This is a genomic window from Rhodopila globiformis, assembly GCF_002937115.1.
GTDB lineage: Bacteria > Pseudomonadota > Alphaproteobacteria > Acetobacterales > Acetobacteraceae > Rhodopila > Rhodopila globiformis.
The window spans coordinates 1-15,206 of sequence record NZ_NHRY01000275.1; the positions used below are offsets into that span (position 1 = coordinate 1).

Here is a 15,206-nt window from a genome sequence, read left to right on the forward strand (position 1 = left end):
GCGGCTTCTCTGGGCAGGTGTCCGCACCACGCCCATGCCCTACCGGTTGCTCAAGCTGGCCGATGTTTATGTTTGATAAGGATAACGATCATCCGGAAAAATTGGCTGAGGAAGGTGCGTAAGCAGGAATGTCAAACTGCTGCTGCCTCCCCGGCAGAGCCGGGGGAACTCCCGGTTACGTTAGATTAGAAACCGTCTGTCGGCCATCTGTGGCAGAATAAATATGTCAAAATTAGACTATAGGTTTCTTCGTATCATGCCGGGATGCAAGGTGCAATCTTGCCCGCAGCCTTCGTATTCCGTTGAAACGTTTGCTACGGATCAACAGCCGGAATACACAATGAAGCCGCAATGGAACTTGCCTTTAAATGCCGGAAAGTGTCGCGGGTGACGACCAGGCCAAAAAAATTCAGTAATGATCGCCGGAACGGCGAATGCACTTCGGCCACTGCTTACGCTGCCGGTGACCCTGCTGGCCGCGGCTCTGCTGGCGGATCGCGCATTGTGGGATTCTCTGCCGCCATGCGCCATCGCGTGGCCGCCGCGTCCGTTGCGAGCTGGCTTGCCGCAGCGTTGCTGGCATCCTGCCCGATTCGGCTGCCGGCGGAAACCGGGATCGGGGTCCGGCCAGCGTGGCCGGCCCACGATTGCCGCGTCAGCGGACCGGGCCGGCTGGCTTCCACGCCGGCACAGGCCAGGCCGCGGCCGTCGGTCACCCGGCGGCGCTTCCGCGGAAGGATGACGGGTGTTCCGGGTCAGCCGGACGGGCGCGGGGGCATCCGCATCAGCGAAAATCCCCCCTTATGCCGGATCGGCTCCCGGCCCCGGGGCGCTGAACGGGACAGAGTCGCATTGGCGTTACTAAGGAGACGGCCAATGGCGTGCTACGCACCTGGAGCGAACCGCGCGTGTGTTGGGACAGTGCGACGGCGCGTTTTCACCGTCATGCCGGGCGCAGGGCCGCCACTATTTTAGTGCACATGGGACAGGGTCCCGCGCCGGCGCGGATTAGCGGACCGGCGTTCCATCGACAGGTTCCACCTGGACCTGGCCCGGAGATGGACCGCGGCGGGCGCCAGCGTCGATGATCGGGGCCGCCCGACGGGCTTGAATGGCGGCCAGCCGGTCAGCCATCCGGCGGCCTGCCGCCGCCATGGACATGTTCGTCCGCAGCTCGGCCCGCGCCCGCGCGCCCAGTTCGGCCGCGAAGTCCTGGTTCTCCCAGACCTGCCGCATCAGCCGGGCCGCATGGGCTTCCGAAGGATTGGCCCAGCGTGTCCCGCCTTCATAGGGGGGAACCGGCCGGCTGTTCTCGACCAGGGTGTAGTCGACCAGCAGGCTGTTCCGGTCGTCCATGAAATCGAGATTGCCGGAATAGCGCGTGCCGATCACCGGCTTGCCCAGCAGCATCGCCTCGGCCATGGTCAGGCCCAGGCCTTCGCTGCGGTGCAGCGAGACGTAGGCGTTGCAGGCATCCATCAGTGCGATGGTCTCGTCCGTGCTCAAGACGCGATCAATCACCATGATCCGGCCGCCGGAGTCCGCCACCGCCGCCCGCAGCCCCGCGATCAGGGCCGGATGCTTCTCGCCGAAGGACGTCTTCAGGACCAGCATGACTGGCTCGTCCGCGGTGAAGGCCTGGCGGAAGGCGCGGATCAGTCCCAACGGATTCTTCCGCTCCATGATGCTCATCATGTGGAAGGTGAACAGGAACGTGAACCGGCCCGGCGGGATGCCGAACTGCTCCGGGTTGCGCCGGGTGAAGGAGGGTAGCTCCAGGCCGGGCATCAGCTCGAAGACCGGGACCTTGAAGCGGGACCGCAGGGCATCGCCGACGAAGCGCGTGGCCACCCAGACCTCATCAACGTCGGCGACCGCGTCGGCCCAACCCGCAGGGACGGAATCGAGCTCCCAGTACCAATAGCCAATCCGATACGTGCGCCGGCGGCGCGGCTGCAGTCCCGCACGGACATAGGCCTGTCCGAAGAAGGGCTCCGGCTGGAGGTGCAGCAGCGTCGTATCGTGCAGTTCGAGCCCGGCATACGCGGCGTGGCGCGGTAGATCGTGCGCGGCGTCCACCGGCACGTCGCGCAACGATACCTCGTATCCCACCGCGCGCAGGCCTTGCACCGCTGACAGGGTGGAGGTCCGCAGGCCCGACGGATAGCAGAAATGGCCGATGACAGTCAGGCCCGGCACCGCCAGCGCCTCGGCCAGCGCCGCCACCGGCTGCGCCGCCAGCCAAACCCGTTCGGTCCCGGTCAGGTTCGCGTCGGGCCCGGCCAGCCAGTCCAGCAGCGCGCGTGCGGCGGTGACGCTGGCAAAGGGCCGGGGATGGTGCTGCTGCCAATGAATGCGGCTGTTCCAGCCAAGCCGGATCTCCTCGGCTGAGGTGAGCGTCTCGGGCCAGCGCGCCGGGTCGGTCCAGTCGCCGTCGCAGCGATATGTGGCGCGGAACCAGGCCGCCATGCGGTCGCGGCCGAAGACCGTCAGCCCGTCCGGGAACAGCGCCTGCCAGCCCGAATTGAACCGGTAGCTGAGGAGCAATTCGCGCGCCGGGTCCTCGGCGCATTCGAGTGCCAGCCACCAGATTTCTTCCAGCCGCAGCGGCGCGCCGTCATGGCGCAGCAGGAAGCTCAACAGGCTGGCGCGGCCAGGCGGCAGGAAGGCCAGAGCCATCTCGTCCGTCAGCCGGGCCTGGGTGAGCACGGTCTGCCGGGCACGGGCCGAAATCCCGGCCCCCAGTGCCTGTCGGACCAGGCCGACAGCCGCTTCCGGCAAGGCGAGCAGGCGCCCGCCTTGCCCGGCGATCCAGCGGGCGAAGGCGCCGTCCGCGCCGGCCGACAGCGCGTCCGGGAAGCGGCGGCGCAGGTCTGGCCTGCGCCGCAACAGATTCAGGCACCACCGCGCGGCGGACCACTGATCGCTGATGACCTCGGGCCGCAGCGGGGGCCAGAACAGTGCTGTGACCGGCAGGCTGACCGCCTCGGCGACATCCGTATCGTTGCAGAGGTCAAGTGGCACCGGGTTCACAATGCCGGCGCACAGGTGCCGCAGGCTCTGCTCCAGGCTCGTGGCGTTGTCGGGTTCGCCTGCCACCCGCAGCCGCGGGATATTGCTGCTGGCGTCCAGCGCAGGATGAAAGAACGGGTCGGACCGGTAGCCGAAACGGCGGAGGTCGAGCGCGGTTCGGATCAGATCCTCCGGCGGGTTTCGATGGCCGCGGCTGGCGCCCTCATGGTGGACAAGGCGGGCGAAGGGCGTATAAGCGATGCGCCAGCCGAGGGCCCTCGCCGCGAGGCAGAACGCCACGTCGCTGTTCGCCATGACATACGTCTCGTCGAATCCGCCGACCTGGTCGAAGACCTCGCGCCGGATCATCTGACAGGCGCCCATGATCGCCGAAAGGGTCCGTGGAACCGTGGGGGAGCCGAAGGGGCCCCACGCCGCTTCGGGAGCCAGGCGGAACAGCAGGCCGCAGAGGTGCATGCCGACGGTGACGCCGGCATGCTGCAGGCGCCCATCCGGATACACGAGCATGGTGCCGACGACTCCGACGCCCGGCCGCAACGCATAGCGCACCAGTTCCTCGAGCCAGTCGGGCCGGGTCACCGCAATATCGTTGTTTAGAAACAATAATAATCTGCCGCCTGCTGCATGGGCCCCGGCGTTACAGGCGGCTGAGTAGTTGAATGGTGCGTGAAACGGCACGACCCGGATCGTTCCGGCGGCTTCGTGGTGCGCATAGAGCGCATGTGTCGCCGGGTCGGTGGAGCCACTGTCGACGATGATGATTTCGATGCTGCGATAGTCCGTGCCCTCAAGAATGCCTCTCAGGCACTGCTTCAGCAGTTCCGGCTGGTCCCGGTTCGGAATGATGATCGAAACGAGCGGCGGCTCGGCGATCGGCCAGGTCGCGCGCTGGGTTCCGTCCGGCTGGGTGGTCACGCTTGCGGAAATGCCCCGGCGCCGCCAATGCGCGGCGACTGCGCCCCGCTGCTCGGCGGCCTCCGGCTGATCCGGCAACGGCCGATCGGCGGCGGCTTCGATGGGACGATGGCAGAGGATACGCGGCAGGTGGACGACCCGAGCTGAGTCGTCTTCAACAAGGCGGAGATGCAGGTCCCACTCCGTTCCGGCCCCCAGTCCCGGGGTGAAGCCGCCGGCCTGCTCCACCGCTGCACGGCTCAGCGCAGTCGGCCGCCCAAAGTAATTGAACGCCTCGAGCAACTCTGGTGACCAGTCAGGCTTGAGGAACGGCGCTCTGCGATTTCCGGCCGGCGCGATCCGGTCTTCGTCGCCGTAAACGATGTCCGCATCCGTAGTCGTGGCCAGGGCGATGAGGGCCTCGGGCGCCAGTTGATCCCCGGGATCGAGCACCATCAGCAGATCGCCGGCGGCGTCCGCAGCCAGTTCGGCGAGCATGGCTCCCCGTTCCCGCACTTCGAGCGCGAGGCTGGTTACTCTCTGGGCGAGCGGCGGCTCCAGGTTGACGGCCAATGCGGTGTCGGCGCCCGGAGCGAAGCCGACTCGGCACTCCCAATCCACGCCAGGCTGGCGGTTGAAGCTGGCGAGGGTAGCTGCCATGCCGCTACTTCCGGGAGAAGTCACCGGAATCAGCACGCTGAGGCGACGCGGCTGGGCTGTATGTAGGCGCGGCGAAGCTGTACCCTCATGCTCCGCGATCCATTGCCGGTATCGGTTTTCACCCGAGACAACGGACGGCGCCGCGCCGGCATCATTCGTTAACATGACCTGTCCGAGCGCTTGGCGCAGCCCGGCTCGTCCATTGCGGCGCCAGGCAACGTCCATGCTCCGGACCGTCCGCAGGAACTCTCGCGGCTCGCGCACCCAGCGCTGGACGAGCGCCAGACCCAGCCTGGCACCGACCAGGGGTCGCGCCGACCGCCGCGCCTGCACGCGACCGAGACGGAACGGGCCCTGTGCCACAGGGGCGCTCATCGAAAGTGTGGTAGCGTTGGGCGGCAAATACAACATCATGGTGCACCAGCCCTTGGCCAATCGGCGGGGCAGGACCTTGGATACGGGCTGATAGCCTGCCCCGGTATCGACCTTGAAGTCCGGCATGATAAAGGCTCGGCGCGGCGCCTCCACCGGCATCGTGAGCCGCACCCAACCCTTCGGCAGGTCGGCTGCTGCATGCACCAGGCGAAAGGTGGGAGCTGGACCCGTGACCTGCCACCAGTCGCCAGAGCCGCCCACGTCTGCAAGATCGCGCAGGATCTGCGGCTTAAGGAACTCAGGCTTGGGCATTGCAGACTTCCTTTACAGGCTAGTACCTCTGCACCGAGATTATGACTGTTAGCCGCCACGGGATAGGTCCGGCCGAGCTTCTCCCGTGTCTGTTGGGTGTCGAACAACCAGTTGATGCGGGTGCCGGCAGCGTTTCTGGCCTGCTCCCAGGCGCCGATTTCGGCGACGAGTCGCTTGCACTCGCTGATGCGCCGATCCCGGCACTGGCCGCTCAACAAGCCTGTTTCGATCTCTACCCTGTTGCGCCTACTGGCGTGCTCGAGTGTGTAATGGAATGCCAGCCGCCGCAGGATGCGATGAGCCTTCGCTGGCGAAAGGGTTTCATAGGGCGCGCCTGGCGTGTGGAGCGACAGAGCGTCCTGCACCACGCGGATCAATCCGGCCTCAGGATAATGAACGTCGCCCAGATCGTGCGTGCAGTGAATGTAGTCCCGCGCCATGTGGCGCTCGGTGACTGCCACATGGCGCCAAGGTCGATGCGAAAGGCGCATGACAAACAAATCGACCGTGCGGTTGCGCATGTATTCGTAATCGTAGCGTTCCGGCTGCCCCGAGTTGGCCGGGATCGGCAGGCGCACCCCGCTGATCAACTGGGTTGGGCTCTTGTCGAGGCAGACCACCGACGGCTTGGGATCGGGCGCCTCAATATACAGAATGCACCACATGTCATGGCGCCGTGGCGTCAGCGCATTCTCGGCCAGGTATTGGCGCATCGTTTCTCGCGGAAGGTCGGCATGATCGGCTACTAAGGAGGCGGTCAAAGGTGCGCCATCCAGTCAAGCCAAGTCACTGATTTTCCGACGAAAAAGAGCATGCTGGACCGCCCTGTGGCGTCGGATTGGCCGCCTCCTTAGTTTTACTGTGTCACTATCCTCTAGCTATTGACTATAGCCACCCCATATAGGGGTCCATGTATCAGGAAGGAGCGAGACTGCCGCTGACGGGTGAGGCCCGATTGGAGGCGTATCTGGATGCGATTGTCGGAGGACTGGGACATGCCCGCCGCGCCGCCTCGGCGCGGGCCTACTGCACCGGTCTGCTGCTGCCCGGCGAGCGCAAGAGCATCGAGCCGATGGCCGCACGGCTCGATCCGGCGCATGTGCAGGCCAAACACCAGTCGCTGCACCATGTGGTGGCGCAGGCCGCGTGGGACGATGCGGCACTGCTGGCCGCGGTGCGGGCCGAGGTGCTGCCGGCGATCGAGCGGCATGGGCCGATCAGCTACTGGATCGTCGATGACACCGGCTTTCCCAAGCAGGGCAAGCATTCCGTTGGCGTGACGCGGCAGTACTGCGGCCAGCTCGGCAAGCAGGACAACTGCCAGGTGGCGGTCAGCCTCTCGGTGGCCAATGACCACGCCAGCCTGCCGATCGCCTACCAACTCTTCCTGCCGGAGGTTTGGGCCAACGATCAGCCCCGGCGGGACAAGGCCGGGGTGCCGGCGGCGATCCGCTTCGAGACCAAGACCGCGATCGCGCTCGGACAGCTTCGCCAGGCGCTGGCCGCCGGCGTGCCGGTGGGGATTGTGCTCGGTGATCCGGCCTATGGCGACGAGACCGACTTCCGTGTCGGCGTCTCGGACCTCGGCCTGCGCTATCTGCTCGGCGTGCGCCCGGGCACCAGCGTTTGGGCGCCTGGCACCGGGCCGCTGCCGCCGGCGCCATGGTCGGGGCGCGGCCGCCGGCCGACCCGGCTGCGGCGCGATGCGGAGAACCAGCCGGTGACGCTGAAGGCGCTGGCGCTCAGCCTGCCGGCACAAGACTGGCACAGCGTGACCTGGCGCGCGGGCACGAACGGCGAGCTGAGTTCGCGCTTCGCCGCCGTGCGGGTGCGCCCGGCGCATCGCGACACCGCGCGCAGCGAGCCCTGGCCCGAAGAGTGGCTGCTGATCGAGTGGCCCGAGGGGGACGCCGAGCCGGCCAAGTACTGGTTCTCCAACCTCTCGCGGCGCACCACGCTGAAGCGTCTGGTGCGGATCGCCAAGGCGCGCTGGTGGATCGAGCGGGACTACCAGGAGCTCAAGCAGGGTCGAGCCGCGAAGCGGATCGACGGCCTCGGCCAGTTCGAGGGCCGCAACTGGCGCGGCTTTCATCATCACGCCAGCCTGTGCATCGCAGCCTACGGCTTTCTGATCGCCGAGCGCTGCCTTTTCCCCCCTCAGCGGCCATTCATCCGCAGGCGGATCGAAACACCTGCGTTATCCGCCGGCTTCCAGCCCCGCGGCGCTGCCGGCGCTGCCAGTGCGGCCTGAACGGCATGTGCCGCACTCGATTGCCTCGATCCGCCGCCAGCTTGCCGTCCGCCTCGTTGCCGCACTGCCCAGGTGTCCGTGTTGCCTGCGGCAGCAGCCTCGGGCAGTGAATGAGAAAATGACACAGTAAGAGTAGCAGGCTGCGGAAAAAGGGGGTCAGCGCGCAATATTCGTCCATGAGGCAGCGTTGCCCGGGAACATTATGTCTTGCCGGGCTGCCACGGGGTCTTGGAATTGCGTCGCGGGAGTTCGTTTCAGGCTTTTTCCGCAGCCTGTTAAAGGCATCCAGGGCGTGGCGGCGCCACGCTGCGTCCGGAACGAAGCAACGGGAAGGAAAACCAGCCAATCAAGACGACAGCGGAGCCGAACGATCCGAAGCCAGGGACGAGCGCCGGCGCCCCGGCGATGCCGGTGGTGGCCGGTCGGGACACCTTCCAGGCGGCCTTGGATGCGATGCGGGTGTGGGAGAAGGCGCACATGCGTGCCTGAGGCCGGGCAAGCACGACCGCGGCGGGGCGCTCGGGTGGTGGGAGACATCGACGGGCGGCCATGGGTGGATAGGACAAAATGCCGTTGTCCCAGCCGCGTAGGCAGCAGGATACCCTATGTTCCCATCACCAGGGCTGCACGCTTTTCCGATTCTGGCAGGGATGGGGCATAATGTTCCATATACGACATTATTGTCATATTTTCGACACAAACCAACAAAAGCGCCCGGCCTCGGCTACCGTAACCAGCATCAGCACTGTCATAAGCAGGAAGATAAGGATCGGCTCACTGCGCACGCTTCGTGCCGCATTGCCGATTGACTTCACCAGGACCCGCCAAGCGACCCGGAGCCGCTGCTGCCGACGGCATCATGGTCCAAGCGCGCCATCATTTCTTCGAATAATCGAAAATTATATGCAGCCAATCTCATTCAGAGACGCACGCACGGCGCCATGAATGACTTGATCCGGGACAGGCGTCGCGTTCCGGCCAGGCGATGTCACAAAAAAATATTTTGCCTGGTTACCGGTTACTACTTCCCGTTCGGTTCAATTTCGGTATTGTGCGGATATCGTTTATCAGAATGATGATCCGTTCTGCCCAATTGGTGCCGGGAGAGGTTGATGCCGTCAGTTACGGTCAAAGGAGCAAATTCGCAATCGGTCGGCCTCACGTTCGACTCACAGTCGAACTTCCTACTGGCTCAGCAAATTGCGTCGCAGATCAGTGCCGGCCTGAAGTCCGGCTCCATGACGTTCGAGCCCGATGCCGGCAACTATCCGCCTGCACCACCGACCGGCGAGAGCGGCGTCTACATCCAGTCGCAGACCGACACGGTCTTCCTGCCGTCCACCTATTCCGTCGATCTCGTCACCAAGTTCGGAAACGCAGCCGTCTACGGCGGCACCGCCGCGAATGAGATTATCCTGGCCTCCCGGGAGACCAACCTGGCGTTCAATGCCGTCGGCGGCAGCGGCACAGTCGTCGCCGGCGGCGGCACCGACCGGCTGGTCGTCACGGGCGGCAACTGGTTGCTCCACACCGACAGCGGCAATGACGTCATCATCGCCGGCAGGGGTATGGACACGATTTCCGCCGGTACGGGCGCGAACTCCATCCAATTGCTCAGCGGCAGCAATCTCGTCATCTCGCAAGGCCAGGACACAATCCAGATCGCCAGCGGCTCGGCCACCATTGATGCGACCAGCGCCGTCAGCGACTACGTCGACGGCGGAAGCAGCAACCTGCTATTCTACGGCGGGTCCGGCGGCGCGACCATTCTCGGTGGCGCAGGCAGCGACACGTACTACGGCAACCCGCTTTCGTCGGGCAAGCAGTTGATCGAAGGCGGCTGGGCCGGCAACAACTACCTGTTTGCCGGCAACGGAGCCGCAACACTCGTCGGCGGCGGCGCCAATGACCAGCTCCTCGCCTATGGCAACAGCGACCAGGTGCTGATCGCAGGCGCCGGGAATGAGACACTCTCGGCCCTGTTCTCCAGCGGTCACGACAGCCTGGTCGGCGGCTCGGGCAAGGACATCATGTATGGCGGCTCGGGCGCCGACACCTTCCTGGCCGGCACGGGCAACGCCACGATCCGGGCCGGCGCGGGCGACGTGTTCGACTTCATCAACGCTCAGGCAGGCGGCAAAGAGGTCATCCAGGGCTACAACAACACCACGGCATCATCGATTCAGATCCATCTCGAGGGTTATGGCGCCGACGCCATCAGCAGCCAGAAGGTGTCCGGCGGCTCCCTCACCGTCAGCCTGTCGGACGGCACCAAGCTCACCTTCCAGAACGTGACGACGCTGCTGAAAGACTCCAACTTCACCTGAGGAGCAGGCTTCAGGGCCGGCGTCCTGTCGCCTGCCCTGGTTTTTTCGCTGGCCGGGGCTGGGCGGCAGGCAAGCTGCCATCCGGTCCGTCTCCGGACCCCGCTGGTTCCCGCCGTCCGCAAGGATTCTCTTCCAACGGCCCGGCACAGGCGCCGGCAGGGTGGATGCGCCCGGCTGTCGTTTTTATATCGTAACGCACTGGCGCCTGGATCGTCCTCGGACGGCACCACAGGCACCGCAAGGCCGTCCCGGACGGTATCATCGAGCAGACTAATGAGTGGATAGCACGAGCCGCTCGGCTGACGGCAGGTTGCGCCGCGAATCATGCCTGCGATGCGGCCAAGCCAGCCGCTGCAACGCATTCGGTCACACCGTCACTCCGCCCGCTGCACGGCGGTTGCGGGCAGTCGGGCATGAATCGAACCGGTGCGGCAAACGGATTACAAATTCCGTGGCCGGAAAAAAAGATCGCCGCGGAAGCAACCTTCCGCGGCCAGGTTGAGGGGAGGAAACACCCAATCTTTAACTCACGTTTTTGTTAAACGACAATGCAAATCTCACAGGCGCGCGATCACATTTCATGTGCGGAATCAGAACGACACGACGGCGGCCAGCTCACGGCTCAAGCAGTTCCATCGCATCCCCGACGGCGAAGCGGCCGCCGTCGATGACCTCGGCATGGACGCCCAGCTCGATGTGCCCATACAACGACTGAAGCTCGGCCGCCGGATCGGCATCCCGTTCCCCCGTCTCGGGGTTGACCTGGGTGGCGGGGCAGCGCGTGATCCCCTTCAGCACCCGCAGCACGGCGCCGCCGACCTGGATCTCGCGGCCGATCCAGTCGCGCTCGGCCCAGGCGGGGGCGCCGCTGAACCAGATGTTGGCGCGGAACCGGCGGCGGTGGCGGCGGGCGCCGACCTTGGCTTCGAAGTCGCGCAGGCTGGCCAGGTTCTGCAGGCTGACCACCGGCCGGCGCTGGTCGCCGAACACGTGGCCGGGGATGTAGTGGAAGGACGGTTCGACGCGCGCCTCCTCGCCCAGGTAGGCGACCAGGAAGGCGGCGACCCGCGCCCGGCCCTCCGGGGTCATCACGTTCGCCTCGATCTCGCTGCCGTCGGGCGCGCGGATGCGCAGGCGGCGGGAGCCGGGGTCGAAGGTGCTGAACAGCCGGGACGCCCGGGCGTTCTTCATCAGGCACATGAAGTTATATTTCGGCAGCCAGACGGGATGCGCCGGGTCGAAGCCGGAATCACCCTGCGCCAGGGCGAAGGCCCGGTCCCAGGGGATGGCGCCGCCGGTTTCGACCTCGGCCTGGTCCAGCGCCTCGGCGGTCAGGCCCTTGACCGGATAGCGGTACAGATATTCGATTCGCATCGATCACTCCCCCTTGAGGCACCGTTCGCGCCGCCCCACCTACTCCGGCGAAGCTTGTTCATGTCGCCACTTCAGGGGCATGAACCGGCCTGTCGCCTGAGTGAAGGGACATCAAACATGGACATTCAAAAGTTTACTGAAAGGTCGCAAGGCTTCCTGCAGGCCGCTGGCACGATCGCCATCCGGGAGTTCCACCAGCGCATTACGCCGGAACACCTGCTGAAGGCGCTGCTGGACGACGAGGAAGGTGCCGCGGCCGGCCTGATCAAGGCCGCCGGCGGCGATGCCAAGGCCGCGGCGGCCGCCAATGACGCCGAGGTCGCGAAGCAGCCGAAGGTCACCGGCGGCGGCGCCGGCCAGCCGTCGCTGACGCCGGAACTGGTGCGGGTGCTGGACGCGGCGCAGCAGGCCTCGACCAAGGCCGGCGATGAGTATGTCGCCCAGGACCGCCTGCTGCTCGCCCTGGCGGACTCCAGCACGCCCGCCGCCCGCGCGCTGCGCAGCGCCGGCGTGACGCCGCAGGCGCTGGAAAAGGCGATTTCCGAAATTCGCAAGGGCCGCAAGGTCACCAGCCAGAACGCCGAGGCCAGCTTCGACGCGCTGAACAAATACTCCCGCGACGTCACCGCCCTGGCGCGCGAGGGCAAGCTCGACCCGGTGATTGGCCGTGACGAGGAAATCCGCCGCACCATCCAGGTGCTGGCCCGCCGCACCAAGAACAATCCAGTGCTGATCGGCGAGCCCGGCGTCGGCAAGACCGCGATCGTCGAAGGCCTGGCGATCCGCATCGTCAACGGCGACGTGCCGGAGGCGCTGAAGGGCAAGCGGCTGCTGTCGCTGGATCTGGGCGCCATGGTCGCGGGATCAAAGTATCGCGGCGAGTTCGAGGAACGGCTGAAGGCGGTGCTGAAGGAGATCGAAAGCGCCCAGGGCCAGGTGGTGCTGTTCATCGACGAGCTGCACACGCTCATCGGCGCCGGCCGGGCGGATGGGGCGATGGACGCCTCCAACCTGATCAAGCCGGAGCTGGCCCGCGGCACGCTGCACTGCGTCGGCGCCACCACGCTGGACGAGTACCGCAAGCACATCGAGAAGGACGCGGCCCTGGCACGCCGGTTCCAGCCGGTGTTCGTGGGCGAGCCCTCGGTCGAGGACACGATCAGCATCCTGCGCGGCATCAAGGAGAAGTATGAGCTGCACCACGGCGTCCGCATCGCCGACGCCGCCCTGGTCGCCGCCGCCACGCTGTCGAAGCGCTACATCACCGACCGGTTCCTGCCGGACAAGGCGATCGACCTGATTGACGAGGCCTCCAGCCGCCTGCGCATGCAGGTGGACTCCAAGCCCGAGGCGCTGGACGAGCTGGATCGCCGCATCATCCAGTTGAAGGTCGAGCGGGAGGCGCTGAAGAAGGAAACCGACCCGGCCTCGGCCGATCGGCTGGGGCGGCTGGAGAAGGAGCTGGCCGATCTGGAGGACCGGTCGAACGCGCTGACCGCTGCATGGAAGACCGAGAAGGACCAGGTGCAGGAGACCCAGAAGCTGAAGGAACGCCTGGACCAGGCGAAGTCCGAGGTGGAAGTGGCGCAGCGCCGCGGCGACCTGGCACGGGCGTCGGAGCTGAAGTACGGCGTCATCCCCGACATTGAGCGGCAACTGGCGAAGTCCTCCGATGGCAAGCTGGTGAACGAGGCGGTGACGCCGGAAAGCATCGCCGCGGTCGTCTCCCGCTGGACCGGCGTGCCGGTGGACAAGATGCTGGAAGGCGAGCGCGCCAAGCTGCTGCGCATGGAGGACGAACTGCGCAAGCGGGTCGTCGGGCAGGAGGACGCGCTGAAGGTCGTCTCCAACGCCGTGCGGCGGGCGCGGGCCGGGTTGCAGGACCCGAACCGGCCGATTGGCTCGTTCCTGTTCCTGGGCCCCACCGGCGTCGGCAAGACCGAGCTGACCAAGGCGCTGGCGGCGTTCCTGTTCGACGACGACCGCGCGATGGTGCGCATCGACATGAGCGAGTTCATGGAAAAGCATTCCGTCGCCCGTCTCATCGGCGCGCCTCCGGGCTACGTCGGCTATGACGAGGGCGGCGTGCTGACCGAGGCAGTGCGGCGGCGGCCGTACCAGGTGATCCTGTTCGACGAGGTGGAGAAGGCGCACGAGGACGTCTTCAACGTCCTACTGCAGGTGCTGGACGACGGGCGGTTGACGGATGGCCAGGGGCGCACGGTGGACTTCAAGAACACCATCATCGTGCTGACGTCCAACCTGGGCAGCGACATCCTGGCGGCGCAGCCGGAAGGCGAGCCGACGACGATGGTGCAGGGCCAGGTGATGGCGGTGGTGCGGCACCACTTCCGGCCGGAGTTCCTGAACCGCCTGGACGAGATCGTGCTGTTCCGCCGCCTGCAGCGCAGCGACATGGCCGCGATTGTGGAAATCCAATTGGCCGGGTTGCGGAAATTGCTGGAGGACCGGAAGATTGGTTTGGATGTGGAGCGCTCGGCGCTGGAGTGGCTGGCGAGCGAGGGCTACGACAGCACCTATGGCGCGCGCCCGCTGAAGCGGGTGATCCAGCGGTCGTTGCAGAACCCGCTGGCCGGGCTGATCCTGGAGGGCGCGGTGAAGGAAGGCGAGACGGTGCGGGTGAGCGCCGGGCCGGATGGGCTGGTGATCAACGGGCAGTTGGCTGAGGCGGCTTGAGGCGGCTAAGGTAGGGTGAGTGAAGGGGGCGTGGTCCGGTGAGGGCCACGCCTTTTTCCATGCGGCCCTTGCACCCCGTCATGCCGGTCGCAGGCCCGGCATCCATGCCTGGCGGTGTTGAGGCCGGGAAGAAGGCTTTGCCGGCGGGCGCCCGGCCTCCGCCGCCGGGATGACGAGAAAGCAACAGACGCCGAAGAAGCTCCCTTGTTTACCGTACCTCCAAGGCTTACATACTGGGCTACATACAAGAGGTGGCCCGGTGGACGCGATAACAATGCGTGACCTGCAGAAGATGTCGGCGGGATCGATCGCGGCACTCCCTCACGCCGTTCCGGTCAAGAGTGGCGCGACGACAGTCGCTGTGCTTGTCCCGATCCAGAAGGCACCGCCAGAATTGGTCGCTCGCATGTTGGCGCAGATTGACGCGGCAGCGGCCAGCCGCAGCGCCGAGGAAACGGCCCGTCTTGCGGCGCTCGTAGGCGAGGACCCGCCTGAATGATTCCGCGCCCGCCCTCGCCCAGCCTTGTCGTCGATGCCAACATTATCCTCAGCATTGCGTCTGGACTGCGCGCGCGACCGGTATTGGAGCGTGTGCTGGCTCATCGGGCGGTGCTCACCTCGGCGCGGGCAAGGCAAGAAGCTCTTGGCCGCGCGGGGGATTTGCGGGACGGATCGGAACAGGCGGTGGCATCGGCCGTCGCCGCGCTGAATATGGTCACCGTAATCGAGAGCGAGATGTATGCCTCACTGGTCGAGATGGCAGGTGAGAGCCTGCGATACGCAGCCGCCTCCCGCAATGGCAGCACCCGCGATGCGCATTTGCTGGCGTTGGCCTGGATTACGGATTCCGATCTTTGGACCCATGATCGTGATTTTGCCGGCACGGGATGGCCGACGTGGTCCAGTCACAACTTGATGGCGGTGCTGATCAACATCTCCGGCAACTGACCGTTTTGCTGGCGCAGGCAAGCCAACGATCACTCTACCGGTCGCCTGCACCCGGATTGAGCGATGCTTTAGCTGTCAGTCTGCCCAGCAACTTGCCAACGAGCCTTGTAGAGGTCGCACACGGTCGCCGCCGGCAAGCTCGTCTGGTTGGTCAGAAACACCAGTGTCTTGCCCGTTTCCGGATCCTTGAAGCGGATACGGCGGAGGCGGATGGGACACTCGTGCCGGGTGCGGGCGCCATCCAGCGCGATCGTCTGGTCGGCGATAATCCCCGCGTCCCGATCGGCCGGTGCCGAGTACACCCGGTGCGCCCGGAGGTTGGACTTGGCACGCGT

At 65.9% G+C, this 15,206-nt stretch carries 7 protein-coding genes and 2 pseudogenes; 5 read left to right on the forward strand and 4 right to left on the reverse strand.

What is annotated here, in order from left to right; genetic code table 11:
• Window positions 1-1,008: 1,008 nt before the first annotated feature.
• Window positions 1,009-5,274, reverse strand: a complete 4,266-nt coding sequence (locus CCS01_RS34860; protein ID WP_204848493.1) for a glycosyltransferase — start codon at window positions 5,272-5,274, stop codon at window positions 1,009-1,011.
• A 59-nt stretch (window positions 5,275-5,333) separates the two neighbouring features.
• Window positions 5,334-6,020: pseudogene (locus CCS01_RS35600) on the reverse strand (transposase); the annotation flags it as partial.
• Between the two features lie 164 nt (window positions 6,021-6,184).
• On the opposite strand from CCS01_RS35600, the gene CCS01_RS31655 reads away from it, so the two are divergent.
• Together CCS01_RS31655 and CCS01_RS31660 are read left to right on the forward strand one after the other, a co-directional pair.
• Entirely contained in the window at window positions 6,185-7,525 is a 1,341-nt protein-coding gene (locus CCS01_RS31655; protein ID WP_104523175.1) for an IS701 family transposase, read from the forward strand.
• Between the two features lie 1,112 nt (window positions 7,526-8,637).
• A complete protein-coding gene (locus CCS01_RS31660; protein ID WP_146102063.1) occupies window positions 8,638-9,852 on the forward strand; it encodes a calcium-binding protein in 1,215 nt (404 codons plus the stop codon).
• 615 nt (window positions 9,853-10,467) lie between these two features.
• Here the strand turns inward: CCS01_RS31660 and CCS01_RS31665 are convergent.
• Window positions 10,468-11,226 (reverse strand): MOSC domain-containing protein, encoded by a 759-nt coding sequence (locus tag CCS01_RS31665; RefSeq protein WP_104523179.1) that lies wholly within the window; start codon window positions 11,224-11,226, stop codon window positions 10,468-10,470.
• Between the two features lie 117 nt (window positions 11,227-11,343).
• Here CCS01_RS31665 and clpB point away from each other — a divergent pair, with 117 nt between their 5' ends.
• The 3 genes from clpB to CCS01_RS31680 all read left to right on the forward strand — a co-directional run bounded on the left by clpB (window position 11,344) and on the right by CCS01_RS31680 (window position 14,871).
• Window positions 11,344-13,923, forward strand: coding sequence for an ATP-dependent chaperone ClpB (gene clpB / locus CCS01_RS31670; protein WP_104523181.1), 2,580 nt, complete (start codon window positions 11,344-11,346; stop codon window positions 13,921-13,923).
• 274 nt (window positions 13,924-14,197) lie between these two features.
• A complete protein-coding gene (locus tag CCS01_RS31675; protein WP_104523183.1) occupies window positions 14,198-14,422 on the forward strand; it encodes a hypothetical protein in 225 nt (74 codons plus the stop codon).
• The gene (locus CCS01_RS31680) at window positions 14,419-14,871 is read left to right on the forward strand and encodes a PIN domain-containing protein (protein ID WP_104523185.1); all 453 of its coding nucleotides are present in this window, start codon (window positions 14,419-14,421) and stop codon (window positions 14,869-14,871) included. Before CCS01_RS31675 ends, CCS01_RS31680 begins: the two co-directional genes overlap by 4 nt.
• 89 nt (window positions 14,872-14,960) lie before the next feature.
• Here the strand turns inward: CCS01_RS31680 and CCS01_RS31685 are convergent.
• Window positions 14,961-15,206 (reverse strand): annotated as a pseudogene (locus CCS01_RS31685) (IS4 family transposase); the annotation flags it as partial.